The following is a 25,466-nucleotide window of genomic DNA, read 5'->3' as shown; positions in this document are numbered from 1 at the left end:
CGTCGGTGGTCGGTGGGGCTGCCGCTCACAGCGGGCCGTTGTCGTGCTTCTTGGCGGTGGTCTGGCGGGCGTCGTGCTTCGCGGACAGGGCCGCGAGGGAGTCGACGATGACGGTGCGGGTGTCCTCGGGGGCGATGACGGCGTCGATCTCCCCGATGGCGACGGCCTTGTCGGGGTTGATGACGGAGGCCGTGTACTCGTCGACGAGGCGCTCGTGCTCGGCGGCGGCGGCCTCGTCGCCCTGCTCCTCGCCCACGGCCTTGAGGTCGCGGCGGTGGATGATGCCGACGGCGCCCTGGGCGCCGAGGACGGCGATCTCCGCGCCGGGCCAGCAGAAGTTGAGGTCGGCACCGATGGCCTTGGAGCCCATGACGATGTAGGCGCCGCCGTAGGCCTTGCGCAGGACGATGGTGACGAGCGGGACGGTGGCGGTGGCGTAGGCGTTGATGACCTTGGCGCCGCGCCGGATGATGCCGGCGTGCTCCTGCTCGGCGCCTGGGCGGTAGCCGGGGACGTCGACGAAGGTGACGACGGGGAGCCCGAAGGCGTCGCAGAAGCGGACGAAGCGGGCGAGCTTCTCCGAGGCGTCGACGTCGAGGGTGCCGGCGTCGACCATCGGCTGGTTGGCGACGACGCCGACGGGGCGGCCCTCGAAGCAGGCGAAGCCGACGACGACGTTGCCGGCGAAGTCCTCCTGGACCTGGACGAGCTCGCCGTGGTCGACGAGGGCCGAGACCACGTCCACGACGTCGTAGGGCTGGCGGGTGGAGGCCGGCACGAGGGAGCCGACGGCGCGGGCCGCGGCCTGGTCGTCGGCGCGGTCGGCGTCGTCGTACTCGTAGTGCGGGGCCTCGAGATCGGAGGAGGACGGCAGGTAGGCCAGGACGGTGCGGACCTGGGAGAGGGCGTCGGACTCGTCCTCGGCGACGTAGTGGACGACTCCGGAGACGGAGCCGTGGATGTCGGCGCCGCCGAGCTCCTCGGCGCTGATCTGCTCGCCGGTGGAGGCGCGCACGACGTCGGGGCCGGTGACGAACATGTGGGAGGCCTCTCGGGTGGCGACGATGTAGTCGGTGAGCGCGGGGCTGTAGACGGCGCCGCCGGCGCAGGGGCCGAGGATGACGCTGATCTGGGGGACGAGGCCGGAGGCGGCGCAGGTCCGGTTGAAGATGCGGCCGTACTGGCGCAGCGCCCCGACGCCCTCCTGGATCTTGGCGCCGCCGGAGTCGATGAGGCCGATGATCGGGATGCGCAGGCGCAGGGCGTCGTCGAGGAGGCGGACGATCTTGTCGCCCTCGGTCGTGCCGAGCGCGCCGCCGGAGACGGAGAAGTCCTGGGAGTAGACGGCGACCTGGCGGCCGTCGACCTGGCCGAACCCGGTGACGACGCCGGAGGGGCGGGCCTTCTCCCCCGCGCCGGAGCCGGTGTAGCGGCCGATCTCCAGGAAGGAGCCGGTGTCGAGGAGCTCGTCGATGCGCTCGCGGGCGGTCTGCTTGCCCTTGGCGTGCTGGCGCTGGGCGGCGCGCTCCTCGGCCTCGGCGTCGACGCGGGCCATGCGCTCGCGGAAGGCGCAGGTCGCCGCGGAGTCCGCGAGGGTGGCGGTCTCGGGGGCCGTCGGCGTGGCGGCGCTCGCGGGCGCGGCGGCGCCCGTGCTGGGGCCGGTCTTGGGGAAGGTGGCGGTCATGCTCAGGCCTCCTGGCTCGTGGTCGCGGACGCGTCGGCGGTGGCGTTGGAGGCGGCGGTCGTATCGCCGGGTCGCATGCGGACGAGGACCTCGCCGGCGGAGACGGTGCGTCCGGCCCCGACGGGGATCTCGGCGACGACGGCGTCGGCGGGGGCGTGGACGTAGTTCTCCATCTTCATGGACTCCAGGACGACGAGGAGGTCGCCCTCGGCCACGTGCTGCCCGGGCTCGACGCAGATGCGCGTGACGATCGCCTGCATGGGGGCGGCGATGACGCTCGGGTCCTCGCTGCCGGCGGTCTCGGTGCCGCGGGCTCCGCGGGAGGCGCCGCGGCCGCGCAGGGGCTGCTGCATGCGGCGCTCGCCGGCGCCGCCGGAGTAGGAGGCGCCCAGTCGCGGACCGCGCCCGCCGAGGATGCCGTCGGGGACGGTGACGGAGACGCGCTGGCCGTTGATCTCGACGACGTAGGTGGAGCGGGTGCGGGGGCTCGACGTCGCCTCGGCGGGGGCTTCGGGCGCGGCGGCGCCGTCGGCGCTCGCGCCGGGGTCGGCGAGGCGGTCGAGGACGCTCGTCTCGATCCAGCGGGTGGTGACGCCGAGGAGGCCGTGCTCGTCGGGGCCGGTGAGCTCGGGGCGGGTGAGGACGTGCTCGTGGAGGGCGGTGCACACGGTGACGCCCTCGACGATGGTCTCGGACAGGGCGCGGCGGGCGCGGCGGATGGCCTGGTCGCGGGTGTCGCCGGTGATGACGATCTTGGCGAGCATGGGGTCGAACATGGGGGTGACGACGTCGCCCTCGACAACGCCGGACTCGATGCGCACGCCGGGGCCGGCGGGCCAGCGCAGGCGTGTGATGGCGCCGGTGGAGGGGGCGAGGCCGCGGGCGGGGTCCTCGCAGGTGATGCGCAGCTCGATGGAGTGGCCGCGGGGCTCGGGGACCGCGCCGAGGTGGCCCCCGGCGGCGATGCGGAGCTGGACCTCAACCAGGTCGATGCCGGTGACCTCCTCGGAGACGCAGTGCTCGACCTGGAGGCGGGGGTTGACCTCGAGGAACCAGAGGTCGCCGTCGGGGGTGAGGAGGAACTCGCAGGTGGCGACGCCGACGTAGTCGACGGTCTCGAGGAGGCGCCGGGAGGACTCCACGAGGCGCTCGTCCAGGCCCGCGGGCAGGTAGGGCGCGGGCGCCTCCTCGAGGAGCTTCTGGTTGCGGCGCTGGAGGGTGCAGTCGCGGGTGGAGACGACGGCGAAGGCTCCGTGGGAGTCACGGGCGCACTGGGTCTCGATGTGGCGGGCGGCCGTCACGAACTTCTCGAGGATGAGGGTGCCGCCGCCGGCGGCGGCGGACTCGAAGGCCGGGGTGGTGCGGGCCTCATCGTCGGAGTGCAGGACGGTGATGCCGCGTCCGCCGCCGCCGTCGGTGCGCTTGAGGGCGACGGGGTAGCCGTGCTCGGCGGCGAAGGCGATGACGGTCTCGGGGGCGGTGACCGAGTCGGTGATGCCGGGGACGGGGGCGACGCCGGCGCGCTCGGCGGTGGCTCGGGCGCTCATCTTGTCGCCAAGGGCCTTCATGGCCGACGGGCTGGGACCGACCCAGGCGATGCCGGCGTCGGTGACGGCCTGGGCGAACTCGTCGTGCTCGGAGAGGAAGCCGTAGCCGGGGTGGACGGCGTCGGCGCCGTGCTCGACGGCCATGGCGAGGACGGCCTCGGCGTCGGTGTAGGAGGAGCCCTCGGGCAGGGCGTAGGCCTCGTCGGCGAGCTCGGCGGCGGGGCTGAGGAGGTCCTCGGGCGTGTACGGGAGGATGGACGTGCCTCCCAGGTCCCTCACCGTGCGCACGACGCGCAGCGCGATCTCACCTCTGTTGGCGATGAGGATGCGGTTCAGGGTCCTGGTGGTCACCGATGTGCTCCTACGGGTCGGGCGGAACGGTCCGTGCGGCCGGTGGACTCCCACAAGTGCAGGGTCCGACGGGTGCCGCGACGGGTGCGTCGCCGTGTGCGGAGGTCGGCGCCGGAGCACCGACCGCGTGCAAGCCGGTTCCGCCTATGTCTACAAGCAGCCAGACGGATGCCGACTGACAGTTCACAGTACGGGCGGGACGACGACGCTTCCCATTGTGGATTCCTCACAAAGGCGCATGGTCACGTTGTCGTCACGACGGCGAGGGCGACTCGACGGCGGGAAACCGCGGCGCTCGCGGTCCCGACCCGAACGGGACGGGGAGGTTTGTGCATTTCGTGCAGTCAGGGTCGGGGTCTCGGAGCGGCGTTTTCACACGAGTCACACCCATCCCATTAGTCCCCTCCGTAGCGCACCGCGAGCCCCATCCACCGAGATCGGGACATCCTCACCTCGAGATCGGGACATCCTGAGGCCCCGCCCGCCTCACTCCCTGAGCTCGGTCAGTCCGCGCCGTCAGTTCGGTCGATCCGCGCGCTGAGCTCGGTCGGGCGCCACGGCGCCCACCACCCGACGTACCGTGAGAGCCTCCGCCCGGAAGGACTGGCATGACTCCCCCGCCCCGTACCCCGTGGTCCCTCTACGACGAGCTCATCGACGCCATCCCGTCGGGACCCCGCGTGCGCCGCGCCGCGGTCCACGGGTCCTGGGCGCTCGTGGAGACCGACGACGGCGCCGTCGGGGTGACGAGCCAGTACGGCGGCGAGACCCGGCCCCGCGAGCACGACGGAGACCTCATCGGGATGCCGCTGCGCGACGCCGCCGCGCTCATCCGCTCCTGGAACCTCGTCGAGGCGGCGATCGGGGGCGCTGCCCTGTGCGCGTGGACGAACACACCCGAGCGCGCGGCCGCCGTCGGCGTCGACGACCCCGTGCTCGCCGGCCCGGACACCGCCTTCGGGTGCCGGATCGAAGACCTCGCCGGGAAGCGGGTCGCCGTCGTCGGCCACTTCCGCGGAATCGAGGAGGCGCTCGGGGGCGCCTGCGAGCTCGCCGTCCTCGAACGGGCCCCGCGCGACGGCGACTACCCGGCCACCGCCGCCGAGTACCTCCTGCCGGACTCCGACGTCGTCCTCATGACGGCGGCGACCCTCGCCAACAAGACGATGCCGCGGCTGCTGGCGCTGTCCACCGGGGCGCGCACCGTCGTCCTCGGGCCCTCGACGCCGCTCTCCTCCATCCTCCTGGACCGTGGCGTCGACTGCCTGTCAGGGACGGTCATGGCGGACCCGGGCGGGATCATCGTCGGGCTGGAACGTGGAGGGAAGGGGAAGTTCCGCTCGGGACGCCATGTCAACCTCGTGCCCGCCCCGTAGCATCGCGAAACAGCACCGATCGAGGAGGCACCGTGAGCACTGAACCGACTGCCTGCAACGACGAGGACCCGGGCGGCACCGAGGACGTGCCCCGGCCGCGCGACTACGTCGCCTGGCACGACGCCTACCGGGACCCGACGTCGGCCCTGTCGTTCCGGCTGCGCCACGTCCAGCAGGTGATCTCCGAGTTCTACGACCGTACGCCCGGCCCCGTCCGCGTCCTGTCCTTCTGCGCCGGGCAGGGTGCGGACCTCCTCGGGGTCCTCGAGGCGCGCCCGGAGCTGCGGGCACGGACGAGCGGCGCGCTCATCGAGCTGCTCCCCGAGAACTTCGCCGTTGCGCGTCAGCGGGTCGAGGCGCTCGGCGTCGACCTCGAGGTGGTGGAGGCGGACGCCCCCGTCTCGGAGGCCTACACGGCGCACGCCCCGGCCGACCTCGTGCTGCTCTCCGGGATCATGGGGAACATCTCGGCGTCGGACATCGAGCGCCTCGTGCGCTTCTCCCACGCTCTGTGCCGCCCGGGTGCGACGGTCGTCTGGACGCGTGGCGCCCAGGAGCCGGACCTCGGCCCGGACATCTCGCGCTCGTTCGCGGACTCCGGCTTCACCGAGCTCGCCTACCTCGACCGGCTCGAGGGCACGAGCATGCGGGTCGGCGTGGAGCGCTACGACGGCGAGCCGGTCGTCCTCGAGCCTGGACTGAGGCTCTTCACGTTCTTCCGCTGAGCGCCGTCGGTGCCCCTCGCAACTCAGACGACGCTCAGAGCAGCAAGGTCCCGGCGGGGACCTCGGGGTCGTGGTTGGCGATGAGGCCGAGGCAGCGCGGGTCGTGCTCCACCTCGCGCACCCATGCCAGGGAGCGCTCGGCCCAGCCGGCGTTGATGACGACGCCGGGGCGCAGGCCCTCCTCGAAGGACGGGCGGCCGTAGCCGACGTCGGAGGTGAGCAGGACGAAGCGGCGCTCGTCCCCGATCCAGGGGTCGTCGACGCCCTCCACCCAGGTGCTGCGCCCGCCGAGCTCGTCGGGGGCGTCGGGGTCGACGGCGTCCGAGGAGCGCACGATGGTCGCGCACAGCCCGCGCGAGTGACCGGGGACGGCGACCATGACGAGGCTGCCGTCACCGAAGACGTCGTAACCGGCGTCGAAGGGGCCCACCATCGTGTTCCAGGCGAAGGTCTCGAGCTCGACGCTGTCCAGCTCGTGCGGGAGGTACCGCAGCCTGTCGGTGCGGGCCGCCTCGAGCTCGGGCGCGGAGACCCGGATCCGGGGCGCCTCGGCGATGGTCCGCAGGCCGTCTGCGTGGTCGCAGTGGAGGTGGCTCATGAGGACGAGGTCGAGGTCCCGGGGCCGGATGCCGCGGTCCTCGAGCTGCTCGACGAGTGCCTGGCCGTCGGGCAGGACCGCCTTGTTGACGGGGTACTGCTGGCGGAGGTTCGCGACCTGGCCCGCCCGGGTGCGGTTGACGGGGTGCCAGCCGGTGTCGATGAGGGTGAGCCCGTGCGCGTTCTCGATGAGGTAGGCGGACACGGGGGCGGTGACGAGGTGATCGGGGCCGCGCAGGGCGTTGGTCCAGGCCAGCGGGGCGTCGTCGTCACGGTGGTAGGGCAGGGCCTCGTCGATGACGACGGTGCCGGTGTGGAGGACGGTGAGGCTCGTGGTGCTCGACTGCTGGACGGGGACATGGGCGCCAGCCTAGGACGCACGCGGCCGAGGCTCCCGCCGGGGGCCTCCGCCGGGACCAGGATGTCCCGATCTCGAGGTCAGGATGTCCCGATCTCGGCGGGGTCAGCCCAGGTGGAGGTGGGCGGCGGCGCGCTCGCGCAGGTCGGTGATGGCCGTGAGGGCGTCGTCTGCCTTGTAGACGGCGGAGCCAGCGACGAAGACGTTGGCGCCGGCCTCGGCCGCGCGCTCGATGGTCTGCGCGGTGACGCCGCCGTCGACCTGGATGCGCAGCTCCAGGCCCTGCTCACTCACGAGGCGGCGGGCGGCAGCGATCTTGGGGAGCATCGCCTCGATGAAGGACTGACCGCCGAAGCCCGGCTCGACGGTCATGAGGAGGAGCAGGTCGACCTCGCCGAGGACGTGCTCGACGGCGGAGATCGGCGTGGTCGGTCGCAGGGCGATCCCGGCGGCGGCGCCGAGCCGGTGGAGCTCCTTGGCGAGGCGGAAGGGCGCGGCGGCGGCCTCGACGTGGCTGGTGACGATGGCGGCGCCGGCCTCGGCGTAGTCGGGGGCCCAGCGGTCGGCGTCCTCGATCATGAGGTGGGCGTCCACCGGGAGCTCGCTGTTGGCGAGGACCGTCTCGAGGAAGGACGGCCCGCCGAACTGGTTGGGGACGAAGTGGTTGTCCATGATGTCGACGTGCAGCCCGTCGGCCGACGAGATGCGGTGGAGCTCGTCGGCGAGGTGCGCCTGGTCGGCGTTGAGGATGGAGGGGTGGATCGCGGCGGCGGTGAGGGACGCGGCGGGCTGCGTGGCGGTCATGGGGTTCTCCTGGTGCAGGCGGTGTCGGAGCTGGGCTGGTGGGTACTGGTCGTGCGGTGAGGCGCGGGGTACGCCGGGGCTTCCCCGACGACGCCGCCTCAGTGGAGCCGTCGGATGAGGGCGCAGTACATGGCGTCGGAGCCCTCGGTGTGGGGCCAGAGCTGGAGCGTCTCGCGGTCCGCGCCGGCGGGCGGGACGGGGGCCACGCGGGTGGCGACGTCGCCGGCGTGGAGGAGCTCGACGCTCTCACGCTCCTTGTTGAGCGCCTTCATCACGTCGCGGACGACGAGATCGGTCTCCAGCACGTGCGGGGAGCAGGTCACGTAGGCGACCACTCCCCCGCGGCGCACCGCGGACAGCGCGGAGGTGAGGAGCTCGCGCTGGAGCCCGGCGAGCTCGGTGACGTCCTTGGGGTCCCGTCGCCAGCGGGCCTCAGGACGACGGCGCAGCGAGCCGAGACCGGAGCACGGGGCGTCGACGAGGACGCGGTCGTAGGACTTCGGCTCGGCCTCGCCGTACTCGCGGCCGTCGCCGCAGCGGACGTCGACGACGCCGTCGGGGACGGCGCGCACGGCGGCCTCGACGAGGCGGGCGCGGTGGGGCGCCACCTCGTTGGCGGTGAGGTGGGCGCAGCGCTGGGCGGCGCGGGCGGCGAGGAGGGCGGCCTTGCCGCCGGGGCCGGCGCACAGGTCGAGCCAGCGGTCGTCGCGTCCCTCGAGCGGCGCGTCGGCGAGCATGAGGGCGACGAGCTGGCTGCCCTCGTCCTCGACGCCGGCAAGGGAGGTGCGCACGGCCTCGATCCGACCGGGGTCGGAGCCGGGGAGGACGAGCGCGTAGGGGCTCGTCTCACCGGGACGGGGTTCGGCGTGGGCGGACTCGGCGGCCTCCTTGGCGAGGTGCTCGGGGCTGATAAGTCCCGGGCGGGCGCACAGGACGACCTCGGGGTCGGCGTTGTCCGCGGTCAGGAGGGCCTCCAGCTCGCCGGCGTCCCGGCCGTTGGCGATGAGGCTCTGCCGCAGCGCCTTGACGATCCACCGGGGGTGGGACTGGGTGCGGGCGAGCGCCTCGAGCTCGTCGGGGGCGTCGCCGGCGATCTCGGTGAGCCAGGCGTCGAGGTCGCGGTCGGCGACCTTGCGCAGGACGGCGTTGACGAGGCCGGAGGCGCCGCGGCTGGCGGCGTAGGAGGCGAGGTCGACGGTGGCGGAGACGGCTCCGTGGGTGGCGACGCGCATCCCGAGGAGCTGGTGGGCGCCCAGGCGCAGGCAGTCCAGGACGACGGGGGCGAGACGGTTCAGGGGGCGGTCGACGCAGCGGGCGAGGATGGCGTCGTAGCGGCCCTGGAGCCGGAGCGTGCCGTAGGTGAGGGCGGTGGCGAAGCCGGAGTCGCGACGGCCGAGGCGGGCCTCATCGAGCAGGGGCGGCAGGACGAGGTTGGCGAAGGCGCCGTCCTCGCGGACCTTGGTGAGGACCTCGAGGGCGACAAGGCGGGCCTCGTCCACGCGGGCGCTGCCGTGGGCGTCCGTGCGGCGCGAGCGCTGGTCGCGGTCGTTCCGACGACGACGGTCGCCGCCCTGGTTGTTCTGCCTGTCCCGACGTCGGTCGTCGCGTCGCGGCTCGTCGTGCTGATAGCGCGATCCACGGCCTGCCTGGGACCGCTCGGCGACGTCGTCGCGGCGATCCCGGCGGGCGCGGTTGTTGCGGCCCTCCTCGTTGCCGCGGCTGCGCTCGCGCCCCTGGCCGCGGCGCTGCGCCCCGGCCTGCGAGCGTCGCTGGCCGCCCCTCTGGCGGCCGGGGCGTCCGCCGCCGTGGCCGTTGCCCCGACCGCCGCTGCGGCCGCCGTTGTAGCCGGCCATCAGGCCTCCTCCCCCGTGGTCGTCGCCGCCGCGTCACTCGTATCGAGGCCGAGGCGCGCCCCGGGATCCGGGTGGGCGCCGCGCGCCCAGGCGTCGGCGGGCATCCAGGACTTGCCGGCGGGGGCTACCTGCCCGAGGCGCACGGCGCCGTCGCCGGTGCCGACGAGGACCTCGTGCTTGGACGCCCGGATCTCGCCGGGGGCGAGGTCGGTGACGCCGTCGACCGGGGTGACGGGCCCGAGGCGGAAGCGGGCCTCGTCGTACACGGTGCGGGCGCCCGGCGCAGGGGTCACGCCACGCACGAGGCGGTCGATGACCGCGGTGGGCGCCGTCCAGACGACCTCGCCGTCGGCGGTGGCGAGCATGGGCGCGAGGGTGACGCCCTCGTCGGCCTGGGGCTCAGCGGCCGCGGTGCCGGCGTGGAGCGCGGACAGGACGTCGAGGACGAGCGGGCCGCCGGCCCGGGCGAGGCGGTCGAGGAGGTCGCCGGAGGTGTCCTCGGGGCGGATCTGCTCCTCCATGCGGGCGAGGACGGGGCCGGTGTCGAGGCCCTCCTCGAGCTCGAAGACGCAGGCGCCGGTGACGTCGTCGCCGGCGATGACGGCGCGCTGGACGGGGGCGGCGCCGCGCCAGCGCGGCAGGAGGGAGAAGTGGAGGTTGAGCCAGCCGTGCCGGGGCACGTCGAGGAGCTCGGCGGGCACGAGGCGCCCGTAGGCGACGACGACGGCGACGTCGGCGTCGAGGCCGCGGGCCCAGTCCTGGGTCTCCTCGTCGCGCAGGGTGCGCGGGGTGCGGACGTCGAGCCCGGCCGCGCGGGCGGCGGCGGCGACGGGCGAGGGATGAAGCGTACGGCCGCGGCCCTTGCGCGCGTCCGCACGGGTGAGGACGCCGACGACCTCGTGCTCGGGCGAGTCGAGGAGGGAGTGCAGGACGGGCAGGGCCACCTCGGGGGTGCCGGCGAAGAGGACGCGCATGGGTCCCAGTCTAGGGGCGCGGTCCGGCTGAGCCCGCCGGGCGCCCTCGGAGTCGGCTGCGCTCAGCCGCCCGCGTCCCCGGCCCGTGGTCGTACGGCTGCCCCATGGCACTGTCGACCGACCAGGGCGTCCGCCGTCGTCAGCCCCGCGGCGGCAGCAGACCGCGCTCCGTGAGCTCGGCCCGGAGTCGCCCGGCGCCGACGAAGAGGTGCGCGCGCATGCCGACGGCGCGGGCCCCCTCGATGTTGGCGGGCGAGTCGTCGACGAAGAGCGTGCGGCCGGCGTCCAGGCCGTAGCGCTCGAGGAGGACCCGGTAGACGGCGGGGTCGGGCTTGGCGAGGTGCTCCTCGCCGGAGACGACGATCCCGGTGAAGCGCGTGAGCTGCGGCACCATGTGCCGGGTGCGCTCGAAGAGCACGTCGTGGAAGTTCGTGAGGGCGTAGAGCGGGACCGCGGCGTCGAGGAGCTCGTCGACGATCACACCGGTGCCGGGCACGGGCCCCGTCTTCGTGTCCGCGAAGTGCTCCCAGTAGAGGCGCTGGAGGTGCTCCCAGTCGGGGCGCTCCGGGTGGGCGTCGCGCAGCTCGGCGAGGATCCCCTCGAAGGGGGTGCCGCGGTCGGCCATGGCGTTGAGGCGGTCGAACTCGCCGCTCGCGACGTACTCGTCCCACTGGGCCACGGGCACCCGCCCGGCGACGGCCGCGACGGCGTCCCACGTGTAGAGGACGTTGCCGTAGTCGAGGACGACGGCGTCGACCGGGACCGCCGACTCCCCTCGGTCGGTCCCGACCGCGCAGGGACCGGCCGAGGGGTTGACGGGCGCCTGGGCGCTCGCGAGGTTCGTCGGCGCGGTCGCGCCGGCGGACTGCGTCTGCTCGCTCATGCCCTCATGCTGTCACGGCAGGATGTCCTCGTAGTAGGTGCCCTTGAGCATCCGGGTGATGACCTTCCCGCCGGGGAGCTTGCCGTCGTTCATGGTCTTGGCGGCCGCGAGGAGCGCGCGCACGTCGTACTGGGCGGGCCAGATCGGAGGGACGTCGCGGTCCAGGTCGAGGAGCTGGTACACGGCCATCATGGCGGTGCGGGCGCTGCCCTCGGTGGTGAAGATGCAGTCGTCGGGGGTCTCGACGAACTGGCCGAGGAGGCCGAGGTTGGTGCAGCCCTCGGGGACGACGTCGGGGCGGTCGCCCTTGCCGCGCGGCCAGAAGAAGGACGTGATGTAGGGCATCGTGGCGAGGCGGACCTTGGTGCGGGCCTTGATCTCCTCGAACTGGTCGAGGAGCCCGAAGTGGTAGCAGTACTCCTTGAGGATCTCCTCGCCGGTGCACTCGATCATCGGCTTGCGCACGCAGTCGCCCTTCGCGTGCGGGTAGAGGCCGTAGGCCCAGGCGACGCCCCAGTCCTTGGGCTGGGCGCGGAACTGCGGCTGGCGGTTCATCGTGAGGCTCAGGCACCAGCCGGAGTCCTCGGCGGTGATGATGCCGCCGGTGACGGTGCGACCGGAGAGCGGGTCGTTGCCGGTGAGCTCACGGATCTTGCGCAGGAAGGGGTGGTCCTCGCCGATGAAGCTGAAGGAGACGGACTCCCAGACGGTCTCGTGCGGGTGGGAGCAGAAGACGTCGGGGCGGCCGAAGACGGAGGACTTCTTGGCGAGGTTGCGCCACAGGGTCCAGGCACCGCCGGGGCGGTCGGTGTAGAAGGGCGGGACGGTGTCCATGTCGCCGTACCCGGTGGACTCGGTGCAGGATCCGATGGTGGCCAGGACGAGGTCCTTGGGGGCCACGTCGATGGTCTCCTGCGTGCCGTCCGCGCGGTGGTACCGGATGGCGGTGACCGTCTTGCGGCCAGCGGTGATGTCCATGTCGAGGTCGTCGACGCAGGTGTCGTACTGGAAGCGCACGCCCTTGTCCTCGAGCCAGCTGGTGAGCGGCAGGACGAAGGACTCGAACTGGTTGTAGCGGCTGAAGCGCAGGCAGGACAGGTCGGAGAAGCCGGGGAAGTACTGGAGGAAGCGGTGCATGTAGCGCTTCATCTCGGTGAGGGACTCGTACTGCTCGAAGGCGAACATCGTCTTGAACAGCGTGTAGAAGTTCGAGGCGAGGAAGTCGGCGTCGAACCAGTCCTCGATGGTCTTGTAGTAGGTGTCCTCCTCCTTGGCGAGGAGGAGGCGGACCATGGCGAGCTGCCCCTTCTTGTTGAGCCCCATCTTGTAGGTGTCGCGGCGCTTGCCCTGGTGGTGGATGACGCGGCAGGGGTCGATGTTGGGGTCGTTCTCGTTGACGGTGCGGAACTCGTCGAGGACGGTGTAGGGCTCGGGCATCTCCAGGGCGGGGATCTCGCGCATGATGTCCCAGAAGCACTCGAAGTGCTGGCCCATCTCACGGCCTCCGCGGGCGATGAAGCCGCGCTCGGTGTCGCCTGCGCCGTCGAAGGAGCCGCCGGGGACGGAGAGCTGCTCGAGGATGGTGATGTTCTCGCCCGGCATGCGGCCGTCGCGCACGAGGTAGGCGGCGGCGAGGAGGGAGCCGATGCCGGAGCCGACGAGCCAGGCGTGCCGCTCGGCGACGTCGGCGGGCGGGGTCGGGTGGTTGTGCGTGTAGAGGCCGAGGTCGTTGTGCACGTAGGGCTTGCCGTCTGGGTTGACGGGGTAGGTGCGCTGGTAGACGTGCTGCGTGTTGGTCATGGTCGCCTCGCTGGTCCCGCCGGCCGTGGCCGGCACTGGCGTCACGTGCCGGTCCTCACCGGTCGTGGAGCAGCCCTGTGCTGCAGCCGGGCGGGCGCGGGCTGCGGTGCCCGTCCAACGAGGACGAGTCTAGGAATACGAACCTGTATCTGTCCTGCGTTCGCGCTGGTCAGCCGCCGTGAGCGTGCCGGGGTACGGGCAGCGCCGCCTGGCCTGCTCACCACCTCCCGGGGGCCTCCCGACGACGGTGCCGCGCCTCACCACAGGACGGTCGGATCGAGCTCGACGCGCAGCGGCTCCTCGCGCCGCGCGGACCGCTCGCGCGACCGCACCCGTAGAAGGGCTGCGAGCTCGCGCCCGCGGCTCACGGGTGCGCGCACGAGCCCGCGGACCTCGCCCGCGCGAGCGGTCTGCCCGCGCGCCGGCGGCGCCTCGACGGGGCCGAGCACCTCATAGCCTGCCGCGGCGGCCTCCGCGAGGACGGCGTCGACGGCACGGCGGGGCCCGTCGAGCCTCGCGGTGCGCCAGGCAGGCGGGAGGTGGAGCTCGGCGCGCTCGGCGAGCTCGCGCCGGGCGAGGCCGGGCTGGTCCCAGCGCACGAGGGCCTGGGCGGCGGTCGGCTCGGCGCCGCCGAGGAGGATGACGCGGGCGCCCGGCTGGACGAGGACGACGGCGTTGGACCAGCGGCGCATCGCCTCGCCGACGGCCCCGAGATCGGGCCGGGCGGACAGGGCGGCGCCGTCGAGGAGGAGGGCGGCGCGATAGCCGCCGAGGGCGGTGGGCTCGGCTCCGGGGGTGGCGACGACGAGGCGCGGTGCGTCGTCGACCTCGTCGATGATCCCGTGGCTCTCGCGGGCGCCGGAGACGACGACGGGGACGCCGGGGAAGGCGCGCCCGAGCTCCTCCGCGGTGCGCGCGGAGCCGACGCTCACCATGCGCAGGGCGTGGTTACCACAGCTCGCGCAGGCGAAGGCCCCGAGGAGGCGCCCGCACCAGCGGCAGGTGACGCGCCCCTCGCGGTCCATGGACAGCGGGCCGGCGCAGGAGGGGCAGCGGGCGGCGGTGCGGCAGCGGGCGCAGGCGACGACGGGCGCGTAGCCGCCGCGCGGCACCTGGACGAGGACGGGGCCGTCGGCGAGGGCCTCGCGCACGGCGCGGTGCGCCAGGGAGGGGATGCGTGCCCGTCCGGAGGCGCCCTCGGCGCCGAGCTCGATCTCCCCGGGCACCTCGACGCGGGGCAGGGCGCGGCGCACGAGCGCGCGCGGGGCCCGCAGGTCCCCCGCCCAGCCGGCCTCGACGTAGGACTGGGCCTCGACGGAGCGGGAGTGCGCCGCCAGGAGCAGGCCGGCGCCCTCGAGGCCGGAGCGCAGGGCGAGGACGGTGCGGGCGTGGACGTAGGGGGCGTGGCGCTCATCGAGGCGGTCGTCGCCGTCGTCCCACAGGACCATGAGCCCGAGGTCCCTCACGGGCGCGAAGGCGGCGGCTCGGGTACCGACGGCGACGCGCGTGTGCCCGAGCAGGAGGCGGAGGAAGGCGCGGTAGCGGCGGGCCGGGCCGTGCTCCGCGGCGAGGGTGACGACGGGCTCTCCGTCGAGCTCGGCGGCCAGTGCCGCGGCGACCGCCTCGGCCTGGTCCGTCGTGGCGACGATGACGAGCACCCCGCGGCCGGAGGCGAGGCTCGCGGCGGCGGCCTCGGCCACGAGCGCCACCCAGCCGCGCACGAGCCCCTCCCGCTCGGGGAGGACGGACCAGGCGGCCCGAGGCGCCCCGCCCCCGGCGAGGGCGGTGAGCAGCCCGGCACCGCCCTCGTAGGCGCCCCAGCCCTGGGCGTCAGCCTCCGGCGCGGTCCAGGTGGGCGGCTCCGGTTCGGCCTTGCCACGCTCGGAGCGCTCGGTCGTCGCGTGCCGGGCGGGGACGGCGAGGCGGATGACGTCGGAGCGCGTGCCTGCGGCGCGCACGGCGACGGCGTCGACGAGGCGGCGCGTCGCCTCGGGGAGGACGGGGAGGTCGGAGACGACGCGGCGCAGGGCGGTGAGGCGGCCGGGGTGGGTCGTCGTGCGGGAGCGCTCCCAGACCCAGCCGTGCATCTCCTGGCCGCCGAAGCGGACGGTGACGCGCGTGCCGACGCCGGCGGCGACGTCGAGCTCGGGCGGGACGAGGTAGTCGAAGGGCCGGTCCAGGTGCGGGACGGGAGTGTCGAGGAGGACGCGCGCGACGGGCAGGTCGACGCCGGTGCCGGTCACCTCGCGCTCGGCGGGCGCAGGGGAGGCGAGCAGCGCGCCCTGACCGGTCGGCCCCTGACCGGGCACGCCCTGCCCCGGTCCCGCAGGGCCGATCCCGAGCGGGGCCGCGACGGCGGTCTCCCCCATGGCCCCTCCTCACGGTCGTCCTGCGGTCCGGGCCCAGGGTAGCCCGGGCCCACGACGCGAACGGGGCCGCCCGACCGGGACCGTGACGGTCCGGGTGGGGTGGCCCCGTTCGGGCGCGGCGCTCTCGACGGGCGGCGGGCTCGTGGGTCGGGCGGTCAGACGTTCCTCACGCGACGGCGGCGCGGAGAGCCTCGACGCGGTTCGTCTCCTCCCAGGTGAAGCCCGGGCGGCCGAAGTGGCCGTAGGCGCTCGTCGCCCGGTAGATCGGGTGGAGCAGGTCCAGGTCGCGGATGATCGCGGCCGGGCGCAGGTCGAAGACCTCGTCGACGGCGGCCTGGATCGAGGCGACCGGCACCTTCTCGGTGCCGAAGGTCTCGACGTAGACGCCGACGGGGCGCGCGGAGCCGATCGCGTAGGCGACCTGGATCTCGCAGCGCTCGGCGAGGCCGGCGGCGACGACGTTCTTGGCGACCCAGCGCATCGCGTAGGCGGCGGAGCGGTCGACCTTCGACGGGTCCTTCCCGGAGAAGGCGCCGCCGCCGTGGCGGGCCATGCCGCCGTAGGTGTCGACGATGATCTTGCGGCCGGTGAGGCCGGCGTCGCCGGCGGGGCCGCCGATGACGAACTGGCCCGACGGGTTGACGAGGACCTCGGCGTCGGCGGTGGCCAGCGTGAGTCCCTTGGCCTCCTCGGCCTCGAGGACGGGGCGGATGACCTCGCGGGTGAGGGCCTCGGTGAGCCAGGCCCGGCTGCGGTCGGCGTCGTGCTGGGTGGAGACGACGACGTTCTCGAGCGTGACGGCGTCGTTCCCGTCGTAGCCGATGGTGACCTGGGTCTTGCCGTCGGGGCGCAGGCCCTCGACGATCCCCTGCTTGCGCACGGCGGTGAGGCGCTCGGCGAGACGGTGGGCGAGGTGGATCGGCAGCGGCATGAGCTCGGCGGTGTCCGTGCACGCGTAGCCGAACATGAGGCCCTGGTCGCCGGCGCCCTGGAAGTCGAGGGGGTCGATGTCGCCGGAGTCGTCGCGGACCTCGAGAGCCTTGTCGACGCCGGCGGCGATGTCGGGCGACTGCTGGCCGATGGAGACGGAGACGCCGCAGGAGGTGCCGTCGAAGCACACGTCGGAGGAGTCGTACCCGATGGCGACGATCTCGGATCGGACGATCTCGGGGATCTCGACGTAGGCGGAGGTGGTGACCTCGCCGGCGACGTGGACGAGGCCGGTGGTCACCATGGTCTCGACGGCGACGTGCGCGTGGGGGTCCTGCTCAAGGATCGCGTCGAGGATGGAGTCCGAGACGCGGTCGCAGACCTTGTCGGGGTGTCCCTCGGTGACGGACTCGGAGGTGAAGAGGCGGAGAGAGCTGGATGCCATGTCGGTGTCGGTCCTCGGTGCGGTAGTGGGCTCAGTGGAGTCTAAGGGGTGCGGCGGGCGGCGCGGCTGTCAGGCCCGCCACCAGGGACGCTGGGGGTAGTAGTGGCCCTTGGGGTCGTCGGTGGGGCGGACGGCGAGGAACTGGTGGATCTGGATGTTGTTGCGCTCGAAGTTCCACCGTGAGCCCGCCATGTACAGGCCCCACAGGAGGGGCGTCTGCGGTCCGACGGCCTCGACGGCCTCGTCCCAGTGCTCCTGGAGGTTCTCGCACCAGTGCTGCAGGGTCCAGGCGTAGTGCTGGCGGAGGTTCTCCTCGTGGACGACCTCGAGCCCGGAGTCCTCGAGGTGGCGGTGCACGACGCCGGGCGAGGCGAGCTCGCCGTCGGGGAAGACGTACCGGTCGATGAAGGCGCCGGCGCGGTTGCCCTGACGGGCGTCGCGGCGGGTGATCTGGTGGTTGAGGAGGCGGCCGCCGGGGCGGAGCATCGCGAACATCTTGGCGAAGTACTCGTCGTAGTGCCGCACCCCGACGTGCTCCATCATGCCGAGCGAGCAGATCCCGTCGAAGTCCCTCTCGGGGATCTCCCGGTAGTCCATGACGCGGGCCTCGGCGAGGTGGTCGAGGCCCTCCCGCTGGAGCCACGCGTTGGCGTAGGAGGCCTGGGCGGCCGACAGGGTGACGCCGATGCCCTTGATCCCCCTGCGCGCCGCTGCGACGAGGACGCTGCCCCAGCCGCAGCCGATGTCGAGGAGCCGCTGACCGGGCTGGAGGTCGAGCTTGTCGAGGACGAGCCGGATCTTGTTCCACTCGGCGTCCTCGAGCGAGTCGGAGGAGTCCTCGAAGCAGGCGCAGGTGTAGGTCATCGAGGGACCGAGCACGAGCCGGTAGTAGGCGTTGGAGCGGTCGTAGTGGGAGGAGACGGTCTCGGAGTCGGCCCTCTCGGAGTGGGGGCGCAGTCCCTTGAGGGTGCGCTTCCACATGGGGTCGGCCTCGGTCTCGGGGATCTCGGGGGTGCGCAGGTTGCGCACGCCGACGGTGGCGAGCATCCGGCGGGCCTGGGAGGCCGAGGGGCGGCGCAGGCAGTGCTTGAGCTTCTCGAGGTCGCCGAAGGCCTCGTAGGGGTTGCCTGGCTCGACGCCCTCAGTGGTGATGTCGCCCATGAGGTAGGCGCGGGCGAGGCCGAGGTCGCCGGGGGCGGTGAGGGCGTAGCGGATGGCGCGGGGGCGGACGACGTGGAAGGTGACGGTCGCGTCCTCGGGTCCCGTCGAGCTGCCGTCGTAGCCGGTGAAGCGCACCGGCAGGGGCGGGCGCAGCACCGCCTCGATCATCTCGGCGACGGTCATCTCTCTGGTGGACGCTCGGGTCATGCAGGTCACTTCCGCGCGCGGTGCCGGTTTCCGAGGGCCGCCGCGCGGTCGGCCCTCACGGCCACCATAGGCACGGGTCTCACCTCCCGGACCGGGTGGTCCCGGGTGAGAAGATAGTCAGGCCAGACGCGCCGCGATCAGGTTGACGAGGCCAGCGGCGATGTGGCCCTTGGAGCCGGCCGCCCGAGCCACCTCCGCGCCGTCGCGGTCGAGCACGACGACGGCGGAGTCGACGTCACCGAAGCCGACGCCGTCGCCGACGGCGTTGACGGCGAGCAGGTCGGCGCCCTTGCGGCGGGCCTTGGCGGCGCCGTGGGCGAGGACGTCACCGGTGGCGTCGCCGGTCTCCGCGGCGAAGCCGACGACGAGGGTGCGCCCGCCGTCGGTGCGCGGCGGGCGGGTAACGAGGCCGGCGAGCACGTCGGGGTTCTCGACGAGCTCGATGGGCGCCGGGCGCGCGTCTCCCTTCGCAGCGCCCGACGCTCCGCCATGCCCTGCGCCGTCCCCGTCGAGGCCGTGCTTCTTGATCTTGGTGCCGGAGACGACGGCGGGGCGGAAGTCGGCGACGGCGGCGGTCATGACGACGGCGGCGGCGTCCGCGCATGCGGTGCGGACGGCGGCCTCGAGCTCGAGGGCGGTGCCGACGGGAACGACCTCGACGCCTGCGGGCAGCAGGGCGAGCACGTCGGAGCCGACGTTGGCGGCGACGAGGGTGGCGCGGGCGCCGTGCCGCGCGGCCTCGGCGGCGATGAGGGTGCCGAGGCGCCCCGAGGAGCGGTTGCCGAGGAAGCGGACCGGGTCGAGGGGCTCGCGGGTGCCGCCCGCCGAGACGACGACGTGCCGTCCAGCGAGGTCCTGGTCCGTGAGCGCCGCCGGAGCGCCGGCACGCGGGGCGCCGTCGCCCCCGAGCACGGCGAGTGCCTCGGCGACCACGCGCTCGGGCTCGGGGAAGCGGCCGACGCCGGAGTCGGCCCCGGTGAGGCGGCCGGAGTCCGGCTCGATGACGGTGACCCCGCGACGGCGCAGCGTGGCGACGTTCTCGACGGTGGCGGGGTTGAGCCACATCTGGGTGTGCATGGCCGGGGCGACGACGACGGGCGCCGTCGTCGTGAGGACCGTGGCGGTGAGGAGGTCGTCGGCGCGGCCGGCGGCCAGGCGCGCGAGGAGGTCCGCGCTGGCGGGTGCGATGAGGACGAGCTCGGCCCACTCCCCCACGGCGACGTGCTCGACGGCGGCCGGGTCGTCGAAGACGCCCGTGTCGACCGGGTGCCCGGAGACGGCGGCGAGCGCCGGGGCGCCGATGAAGCGCAGGGCGGCCTCGGTCGGAACGACGCGGACCTCGTGGCCGGCGGCCCGCAGCAGGCGGACGACGAAGGGCGCCTTGTAGGCCGCGATGGACCCGGAGACGCCGACGACAACGCGCCGCGTCCCCGTGGGGGTCGCGGCGCGCTGGGGCGAGCTGCTCATGGCTCGGTCGCTCCTCGTTCCGGTGGGCTGGGCCCGGCCGGGTGTCAGAACTGGATGTCGTCCAGGGACGTGGCGGTGCCGCCGTCCTGGCCCTCGTCGCCCAGCGTGATCGGGGAGTCGAGGGAGATGTCGGCGAACATGTCCTCCTCGGCGGCCTGGCGGGCGGCCTCGGCCTCGGCGCGGCGGGCGCGGGCCTCGTCGCCGGGGATGACCTCGAGCTTGTCGCCGGCGATCTCGCGCAGGGCGATGCCGAGCGGCTTCTCCTCGGCCTCGGTCTCGACGAGGGGGCCGAAGTAGTCGAACTGGTTGTCCTCGAGCTGCTGGGTGTAGCTGTTGATCTGGCGGGCGCGCTTGGCGGCCTCCACCACGAGCGCGTACTTGGAGTCGACCTTCTCGAGCAGCTCGTCGATGGGCGGGTTGGTGATGCCCTCGGGCTGAGCGGAGGTTCCGAGCATGTGCTTCTCCTGCTTTCGTGGACGCGGTTGCAACCGTGACAGTCTAGCCCGCCAGGCCGAGGAGCTCCTCGAGCTCGTCCGTGGCACGCGCCACGGTGTCGTTGACGATGACCCGGTCGAACTCATCGGCCGCGTCCATCTCGACCCGGGCGGTGGCCAGTCGCCGCTCCCGCTCGGCCTCGCCCTCGGTGCCGCGCCCGACGAGCCGGGAGACGAGCTCGTCCCAGGAGGGCGGCGCGATGAACACGAGCTGCGCCTCCGGCATGGAGTGGCGGACCTGACGGGCGCCGGCGAGGTCGATCTCGAGGAGGGCCGGGCGCCCGGCGTCGAGCTCGCCCTGGACCGGGCCGCGGGGCGTCCCGTAGCGGTTCTGGCCGTGGACGAGGGCCCACTCGAGCATCTGGCCGTCGGCGACGAGGCGGTCGAACTGCTCGTCGGAGACGAAGTGGTAGTGCACCCCGTCGACCTCGCCGGGGCGGGGCAAGCGGGTGGTCGCGGAGACGGAGATGAAGAGCTCGGGGTGGCGGCGGCGCAGCTCGGCCACGATCGTCCCCTTGCCGACGGCGGTGGGACCGGCGACGACGGTGAGGCGGGGGGCTCGGGACGGGGTGGGCGCGCTCATGACCCGATCATCGCTCACGCGGCGGCGCTGACGAAGACGGGGAGGGGCACCGTCGCGAGGCTCACGCTCAGCCGAAGCGGCGGACGAGCTCGGCGCGCTGGTGGGCGCCCAGGCCGCGGACGCGGCGGGAGGAGGAGATGCCGACCTCGGCCATGACGGCGCCGGCGGTGGTGGCGCCGACGCGGGGCATGGACTGGAGGAGGGAGACGACCTTCATCTTGCCGAGGACCTCGTCGTCCTTCGCGGCGTCGAGGAACTCCGACAGGCGCATGGAGCCGTTCTTGAGGGACACCTTGACCTCGGCGCGGCGGGTGCGGGCCCGTGCGGCCCGGGCGAGGGCGTCGGCTCGCTGCTCCTGGGTGAGCACAGGCAGCGCCATGGCCGGTCTCCTTCGTCGATAGACAATCGTCGGACGAGGCAAGGATACGGTGCGAACCCGGCCTTCGGGGGCCGAACGCCCGGCGTGGGCGCCGCAGCGGGGTCGTCTCCGACGGTTTCCGGAGGCGACCCCGCTGCTCAGGGCCTCGCGGTGTGGCGAGGGTCGCACCTGGCGTGCTAGTGCGGGTCGCTCGTCAGGCGCGCAGCGCGCGCGCCGCCTGGTCCGTCGCGGTCCTCGCGGCCTCGCGCAGGTCCGCCGCGTCCGGGCCGGCGCGCAGCACGCCCCTGGAGGTCGACGCGAGGACGTTGCGGCGGGCCGCCCCGAAGACGGCCTCGAGCTCGGCGGCCCCGGCGCCCTGGGCGCCGACGCCGGGGGCGAGCAGGGGCGCGTTGGCCGCGGCCAGGTCGATCCCGAGCCGGTCGACGGCGTCGCCGATCGTGGCGCCGACGACGAGGCCGACGCTGCCGAGCGTCCCGGCCGCGCGCGCGACCGCGTTGGAGCCGGCCGCGCCCTCGACGACGGAGCGCGCGACGGAGCGCTCCGACTCCCCCACCGCGTGCTGCACCGAGGCCCCCTCCGGATTCGAGGTGAGCGCGAGGACGAAGACGCCGCGGCCGGTCTGCGCGGCCAGGTCGAGCGCCGGGGCGAGCGAGCCGTAGCCGAGGTAGGGCGAGACGGTGATGGCGTCGGCGGCGAGCGGGGCGCCGTCGGCGAGGTAGGCCTGGGCGTAGCCGCCCATGGTGGAGCCGATGTCGCCGCGCTTGACGTCGAGGATGGACAGGGTCCCCGCCTCGCGCACGGCCGCGAGGGTCTCCTCGAGGACGGCGACGCCGGCGGAGCCGTGCCGCTCGAAGAACGCCGACTGGGGCTTGACCGCGGCGACGCGCCCGCCGACGGCGTCGACGACGCGCAGGGCGAAGTCGCGCAGGCCGGCCGGCGTGTCCGGCAGGCCCCAGGACTCCAGGAGCGCCCCGTGCGGGTCGATGCCGACGCACAGGGGGCCGCGCTCGTCCATGGCCTCGGCCAGACGGGCCCCGAAGGGCAGGGTGCCGGGCAGGTCCTCGCGGACCTCGTTGGTGAGGCCGTCGCTCATGCGTGCTCGCTCTCGATGGTGGTGATGGTGCGGACGCTCTCGGCGTCGGTGATGATCCAGTCGCCGGACAGGACGCCGGACTCGGCGCGCTCGACGCGGTCGGCGTCGTGCTCCTGGAGGCTGCGCACGGCGAAGCCGCCGTGCAGCTGGGCCTCGATCGCCTGGACGGCGGCCTGGAGCTCCTGGACCGTGGTGATGATGGGCTTGTCGGCGCTCGTCGTGGCCTCTCGGATCGCGTAGCCGTCGGCGCGGGCGCCCTGGCCCTTGGGGGTGTTGACGACCATGTCGACGGTGCCGGAGGCGATGAGCCCGGCGATCGTCTCCTCGCCGTTGGCGCCGGCGCCCTCGGAGATCTTGCGGACCGCGGTGGCGGGGATGCCGTTGCGGCGCAGGACCTGCGCGGTGCCGCTGGTGGCGAGGATCCCGAAGCCGAGCTCGGCGAGCCGGGCGACGGGCATGACGATGGCTCGCTTGTCGCGGTCGGCGACGGAGACGAAGACGGTGCCGCCGGTGGGCAGGCCGCCGTAGGCACCGGCCTGGGACTTGGCGAAGGCGCGCGGGAAGTCGACGTCGTATCCCATGACCTCGCCCGTCGAGCGCATCTCGGGGCCGAGGATCGTGTCGACGACCTGGCCGGTGCCCGTGCGGAAGCGCTTGAAGGGCAGGACGGCCTCCTTGACCGCGATCGGGTCGAAGGGGTCGGAGACGGAGGCGTCCTCCTCGGGCAGGACGCCGGCGGCCCTGAGCTCGACGATGGACTCCCCCGCCATGAGACGGGCGGCGGCCTTGGCGAGCTGGACGCCGGTCGCCTTGGAGACGAAGGGGACCGTGCGGCTCGCGCGCGGGTTCGCCTCGATGACGTAGAGCGTGTCGCTCATGAGCGCGTACTGGATGTTGATGAGGCCGCGCACCCCGACGCCCGCGGCGATCGCCTCGGTCGAGCGGCGGATGCGGGCGATCTCCGTGTCCGAGAGGGTCATCGGCGGCAGGACGCAGGCGGAGTCGCCCGAGTGGATGCCGGCCTCCTCGATGTGCTCCATGACGCCGCCGAGGAAGAGCTCGGCGCCGTCGTAGAGGGCGTCGACGTCGATCTCGATGGCGTCGTCGAGGAAGCGGTCGATGAGGAGCGGGCCGTTGGCGTAGGCGCCGCCGGGCTCCGCGCCGGCGCGGGCGAGGTAGTCGGTGAGGCCGTCGCGGTCGTAGACGATCTCCATGCCGCGGCCGCCGAGCACGTAGCTGGGGCGGACGAGGACGGGGTAGCCGATGCCCTCGGCGGCGGCGTGGGACTGGTCGTCGGTGAGGGCGGTGCCGTGCTCGGGGGCGGGCAGGCCCGCCTGCTCGAGGACGACGCCGAAGACCTGACGGTCCTCCGCGGCGTCGATGGCCTCGGGGCTGGTGCCGAGGACCGGGACGCCCGCGGCCTTGAGGCGGCGGGCCAGTGACAGCGGGGTCTGGCCACCGAGCTGGACGACGACGCCGGCGACGGGGCCGGCGGCGCGCTCGGCGTCGTAGACCTCCATGACGTCCTCGAAGGTCAGGGGCTCGAAGTACAGGCGGTCGGAGACGTCGTAGTCGGTGGAGACGGTCTCCGGGTTGCAGTTGACCATGACGGTCTCGTACTGCTCGGCGAGCGCCATGGTGGCGTGGACGCAGGAGTAGTCGAACTCGATGCCCTGGCCGATGCGGTTGGGGCCGGAGCCCAGGATGATGACGGCCTCGCGCTCGCGCAGGGCGACCTCGGTCTCCATGTCGTAGGACGAGTAGTGGTAGGGCGTGCGCGCGGCGAACTCGGCGGCGCAGGTGTCGACGGTCTTGTAGACCGGGCGCAGCCCGAAGGCGTGGCGGACCTCGCGGACGGTGTCCTCGGAGAGGGAGCGCAGGTCGCCGATCTGCTGGTCGGAGAAGCCGTGGCGCTTGGCGGTGGCGAGGAGCTCGGCGGTGAGGGCCGGGGCCTCCTGGACCTCCTCGGCGACCTCCTGGAGCAGGACCATCTGGTCGAGGAACCAGGGGTCGATCCTGGTGGCCTCGAACAGCTGCTCGACGGTGGCGCCGCCGCGGATGGCGCGCTGGACGTCGAGGATGCGGTGCTCGGTGGGCGTCCGGACCGACTCCAGGAGCGCGGCGGTCTCCTCGGCGTCGGGCTTGTCCCCGGCCCAGGAGAAGACGGTGCCCTTCTTGTCGATGGAGCGCATGGCCTTCTGGAGGGCCTCGGTGAAGGACCGCCCGATGGCCATGGCCTCGCCGACGGACTTCATCGTGGTGGTGAGCAGCGGGTCCGCGCCGCGGAACTTCTCGAAGGCGAAGCGCGGGACCTTGACGACGACGTAGTCGAGCGTGGGCTCGAAGGAGGCGGGCGTGGAGCCCGTGATGTCGTTGGGGATCTCGTCGAGGGTGTAGCCGACGGCGAGGCGCGCGGCGATCTTGGCGATCGGGAAGCCCGTGGCCTTGGAGGCCAGGGCGGAGGAGCGCGAGACGCGCGGGTTCATCTCGATGACGATGATGCGGCCGCTGGACGGGTCGATGGCGAACTGGATGTTGCAGCCGCCGGTGTCGACGCCGACCTCGCGGATGACGGCGATGCCGATGTCGCGCAGGCGCTGCATCTCGCGGTCGGTGAGGGTGAGCGAGGGGGCGACGGTGATGGAGTCGCCGGTGTGGACGCCGACGGGGTCGAGGTTCTCGATGGTGCACACGACGACGACGTTGTCCGCCTTGTCGCGCATGAGCTCGAGCTCGTACTCCTTCCAGCCGAGGATGGACTCCTCGAGGAGGACCTCGGTGGTTCGGGAGGCGGCGAGGCCGGAGCCCGCGATGCGCTCGAGGTCGGCCTCGTCGAAGGCGATGCCGGAGCCGAGGCCGCCCATGGTGAAGGAGGGACGCACGACGACGGGGTAGCCGCCGAGCTCGGCGACGCCGGCGTGGCAGTCGGCCATGGAGTGGCAGATGACGGAGCGGGCCACCTCGGCGCCGCAGCGCTCGACGACCTTCTTGAACTCGTCCCGGTCCTCGCCCGCGTTGATCGCGTCGGCGTTGGCGCCGATGAGCTCGACGTCGTATCGCTCGAGGACGCCCGCCTCGACGAGGCTCATGGCAGCGTTGAGAGCGGTCTGCCCGCCGAGGGTCGGCAGGAGGGCGTCGGGGCGCTCCTTGGCGATGATGGAGGTGAGGACCTCGGTGGTGATGGGCTCGATGTAGGTGGCGTCGGCGACGTCGGGGTCGGTCATGATCGTCGCCGGGTTGGAGTTGACGAGGATGACGCGGATGCCCTCGGAGCGCAGGACGCGGCAGGCCTGGGTGCCGGAGTAGTCGAACTCGCAGGCCTGGCCGATGACGATGGGGCCGGAGCCGATGACGAGGACGGAGCCGATGTCGTTCCGCAGGGGCAT

Annotated in this window: 19 protein-coding genes; 2 read left to right on the top strand and 17 right to left on the bottom strand. The window is 73.5% G+C overall.

Annotated features, from left to right (window positions below):
- Positions 1 to 25 precede the first annotated feature (25 nt).
- Together AXF14_RS10585 and AXF14_RS10580 are read right to left on the bottom strand one after the other, a co-directional pair.
- Positions 26 to 1,684 carry an acyl-CoA carboxylase subunit beta gene (locus AXF14_RS10585; RefSeq protein WP_067943082.1) on the bottom strand — a complete coding sequence of 553 codons (1,659 nt, stop codon included), beginning with the start codon at positions 1,682 to 1,684 and terminating at the stop codon, positions 26 to 28.
- A 2-nt stretch (positions 1,685 to 1,686) separates the two neighbouring features.
- The gene (locus tag AXF14_RS10580) at positions 1,687 to 3,582 is read right to left on the bottom strand and encodes an acetyl/propionyl/methylcrotonyl-CoA carboxylase subunit alpha (RefSeq protein ID WP_067943080.1); all 1,896 of its coding nucleotides are present in this window, start codon (positions 3,580 to 3,582) and stop codon (positions 1,687 to 1,689) included.
- 608 nt (positions 3,583 to 4,190) lie between these two features.
- On the opposite strand from AXF14_RS10580, the gene AXF14_RS10575 reads away from it, so the two are divergent.
- Together AXF14_RS10575 and AXF14_RS10570 are read left to right on the top strand one after the other, a co-directional pair.
- The gene (locus AXF14_RS10575; RefSeq protein WP_067943078.1) at positions 4,191 to 4,958 is read left to right on the top strand and encodes a DUF364 domain-containing protein; all 768 of its coding nucleotides are present in this window, start codon (positions 4,191 to 4,193) and stop codon (positions 4,956 to 4,958) included.
- Positions 4,959 to 4,990: 32 nt separating this feature from the next.
- Positions 4,991 to 5,683, top strand: coding sequence for a class I SAM-dependent methyltransferase (locus tag AXF14_RS10570; RefSeq protein ID WP_084355521.1), 693 nt, complete (start codon positions 4,991 to 4,993; stop codon positions 5,681 to 5,683).
- Between the two features lie 34 nt (positions 5,684 to 5,717).
- Here the strand turns inward: AXF14_RS10570 and AXF14_RS10565 are convergent, their stop codons facing one another.
- The 15 genes from AXF14_RS10565 to carB all read right to left on the bottom strand — a co-directional run bounded on the left by AXF14_RS10565 (position 5,718) and on the right by carB (position 25,466).
- Positions 5,718 to 6,485: an MBL fold metallo-hydrolase gene (locus AXF14_RS10565; RefSeq protein WP_236755573.1), complete on the bottom strand. Its 768-nt coding sequence runs from the start codon at positions 6,483 to 6,485 to the stop codon at positions 5,718 to 5,720.
- Between the two features lie 258 nt (positions 6,486 to 6,743).
- Positions 6,744 to 7,442 carry a ribulose-phosphate 3-epimerase gene (gene rpe / locus AXF14_RS10560; protein ID WP_067943074.1) on the bottom strand — a complete coding sequence of 233 codons (699 nt, stop codon included), beginning with the start codon at positions 7,440 to 7,442 and terminating at the stop codon, positions 6,744 to 6,746.
- A gap of 98 nt (positions 7,443 to 7,540) precedes the next feature.
- On the bottom strand, positions 7,541 to 9,295 hold the full coding sequence (locus AXF14_RS10555) for an RsmB/NOP family class I SAM-dependent RNA methyltransferase (RefSeq protein WP_084355520.1): 1,755 nt from the start codon (positions 9,293 to 9,295) through the stop codon (positions 7,541 to 7,543).
- A complete protein-coding gene (gene fmt, locus AXF14_RS10550; RefSeq protein WP_067943072.1) occupies positions 9,295 to 10,269 on the bottom strand; it encodes a methionyl-tRNA formyltransferase in 975 nt (324 codons plus the stop codon). Before fmt ends, AXF14_RS10555 begins: the two co-directional genes overlap by 1 nt.
- A 139-nt stretch (positions 10,270 to 10,408) precedes the next feature.
- A complete protein-coding gene (locus AXF14_RS10545) occupies positions 10,409 to 11,152 on the bottom strand; it encodes an HAD family hydrolase (protein WP_084355519.1) in 744 nt (247 codons plus the stop codon).
- A 12-nt stretch (positions 11,153 to 11,164) separates the two neighbouring features.
- Positions 11,165 to 12,952, bottom strand: coding sequence for an oleate hydratase (locus tag AXF14_RS10540; RefSeq protein WP_067944335.1), 1,788 nt, complete (start codon positions 12,950 to 12,952; stop codon positions 11,165 to 11,167).
- Between the two features lie 257 nt (positions 12,953 to 13,209).
- Positions 13,210 to 15,321 carry a primosomal protein N' family DNA-binding protein gene (locus AXF14_RS10535; RefSeq protein WP_211260083.1) on the bottom strand — a complete coding sequence of 704 codons (2,112 nt, stop codon included), beginning with the start codon at positions 15,319 to 15,321 and terminating at the stop codon, positions 13,210 to 13,212.
- 166 nt (positions 15,322 to 15,487) lie between these two features.
- Positions 15,488 to 16,696, bottom strand: a complete 1,209-nt coding sequence (gene metK / locus AXF14_RS10530; protein ID WP_067943071.1) for a methionine adenosyltransferase — start codon at positions 16,694 to 16,696, stop codon at positions 15,488 to 15,490.
- Between the two features lie 69 nt (positions 16,697 to 16,765).
- Positions 16,766 to 18,040: a class I SAM-dependent methyltransferase gene (locus AXF14_RS10525; RefSeq protein WP_150118478.1), complete on the bottom strand. Its 1,275-nt coding sequence runs from the start codon at positions 18,038 to 18,040 to the stop codon at positions 16,766 to 16,768.
- Positions 18,041 to 18,181: 141 nt separating this feature from the next.
- Complete coding sequence (coaBC, locus tag AXF14_RS10520) at positions 18,182 to 19,531, bottom strand: bifunctional phosphopantothenoylcysteine decarboxylase/phosphopantothenate--cysteine ligase CoaBC (protein ID WP_067943067.1); 1,350 nt, start codon at positions 19,529 to 19,531, stop codon at positions 18,182 to 18,184.
- A 44-nt stretch (positions 19,532 to 19,575) separates the two neighbouring features.
- Positions 19,576 to 19,986, bottom strand: coding sequence for a DNA-directed RNA polymerase subunit omega (gene rpoZ, locus AXF14_RS10515; protein ID WP_067943066.1), 411 nt, complete (start codon positions 19,984 to 19,986; stop codon positions 19,576 to 19,578).
- Positions 19,987 to 20,029: 43 nt separating this feature from the next.
- Entirely contained in the window at positions 20,030 to 20,608 is a 579-nt protein-coding gene (gmk, locus tag AXF14_RS10510) for a guanylate kinase (RefSeq protein WP_067943064.1), read from the bottom strand.
- A gap of 67 nt (positions 20,609 to 20,675) precedes the next feature.
- On the bottom strand, positions 20,676 to 20,987 hold the full coding sequence (gene mihF / locus AXF14_RS10505) for an integration host factor, actinobacterial type (protein ID WP_067943062.1): 312 nt from the start codon (positions 20,985 to 20,987) through the stop codon (positions 20,676 to 20,678).
- A gap of 193 nt (positions 20,988 to 21,180) precedes the next feature.
- Complete coding sequence (pyrF, locus tag AXF14_RS10500; RefSeq protein ID WP_067943061.1) at positions 21,181 to 22,080, bottom strand: orotidine-5'-phosphate decarboxylase; 900 nt, start codon at positions 22,078 to 22,080, stop codon at positions 21,181 to 21,183.
- The gene (gene carB, locus AXF14_RS10495; RefSeq protein ID WP_067943059.1) at positions 22,077 to 25,466 is read right to left on the bottom strand and encodes a carbamoyl-phosphate synthase large subunit; all 3,390 of its coding nucleotides are present in this window, start codon (positions 25,464 to 25,466) and stop codon (positions 22,077 to 22,079) included. Before carB ends, pyrF begins: the two co-directional genes overlap by 4 nt.

The sequence above is a fragment of the Actinomyces radicidentis genome, from assembly GCF_001553565.1.
GTDB lineage: Bacteria > Actinomycetota > Actinomycetes > Actinomycetales > Actinomycetaceae > Actinomyces > Actinomyces radicidentis.
The sequence above is the reverse complement of the archived record's forward strand: the minus strand, read 5'-3'. Positions and strand labels throughout refer to the sequence as shown.

Coding starts and splice junctions, on each gene's coding strand:
- AXF14_RS10545 (WP_084355519.1), bottom strand. CDS start 11,152: ATGAGCGAGCAGACGCAGTCCGCCGGCGCGACCGCGCCGACGAACCTC.
- carB (WP_067943059.1), bottom strand. CDS start 25,466: ATGCCCCTGCGGAACGACATCGGCTCCGTCCTCGTCATCGGCTCCGGC.
- AXF14_RS10525 (WP_150118478.1), bottom strand. CDS start 18,040: ATGACCGTCGCCGAGATGATCGAGGCGGTGCTGCGCCCGCCCCTGCCG.
- AXF14_RS10555 (WP_084355520.1), bottom strand. CDS start 9,295: ATGGCCGGCTACAACGGCGGCCGCAGCGGCGGTCGGGGCAACGGCCAC.
- metK (WP_067943071.1), bottom strand. CDS start 16,696: ATGGCATCCAGCTCTCTCCGCCTCTTCACCTCCGAGTCCGTCACCGAG.
- coaBC (WP_067943067.1), bottom strand. CDS start 19,531: ATGAGCAGCTCGCCCCAGCGCGCCGCGACCCCCACGGGGACGCGGCGC.
- AXF14_RS10585 (WP_067943082.1), bottom strand. CDS start 1,684: ATGACCGCCACCTTCCCCAAGACCGGCCCCAGCACGGGCGCCGCCGCG.
- pyrF (WP_067943061.1), bottom strand. CDS start 22,080: ATGAGCGACGGCCTCACCAACGAGGTCCGCGAGGACCTGCCCGGCACC.
- mihF (WP_067943062.1), bottom strand. CDS start 20,987: ATGGCGCTGCCTGTGCTCACCCAGGAGCAGCGAGCCGACGCCCTCGCC.
- AXF14_RS10540 (WP_067944335.1), bottom strand. CDS start 12,952: ATGACCAACACGCAGCACGTCTACCAGCGCACCTACCCCGTCAACCCA.
- rpe (WP_067943074.1), bottom strand. CDS start 7,442: ATGACCGCCACGCAGCCCGCCGCGTCCCTCACCGCCGCCGCGATCCAC.
- AXF14_RS10575 (WP_067943078.1), top strand. CDS start 4,191: ATGACTCCCCCGCCCCGTACCCCGTGGTCCCTCTACGACGAGCTCATC.
- AXF14_RS10535 (WP_211260083.1), bottom strand. CDS start 15,321: ATGGGGGAGACCGCCGTCGCGGCCCCGCTCGGGATCGGCCCTGCGGGA.
- fmt (WP_067943072.1), bottom strand. CDS start 10,269: ATGCGCGTCCTCTTCGCCGGCACCCCCGAGGTGGCCCTGCCCGTCCTG.
- gmk (WP_067943064.1), bottom strand. CDS start 20,608: ATGAGCGCGCCCACCCCGTCCCGAGCCCCCCGCCTCACCGTCGTCGCC.
- rpoZ (WP_067943066.1), bottom strand. CDS start 19,986: ATGCTCGGAACCTCCGCTCAGCCCGAGGGCATCACCAACCCGCCCATC.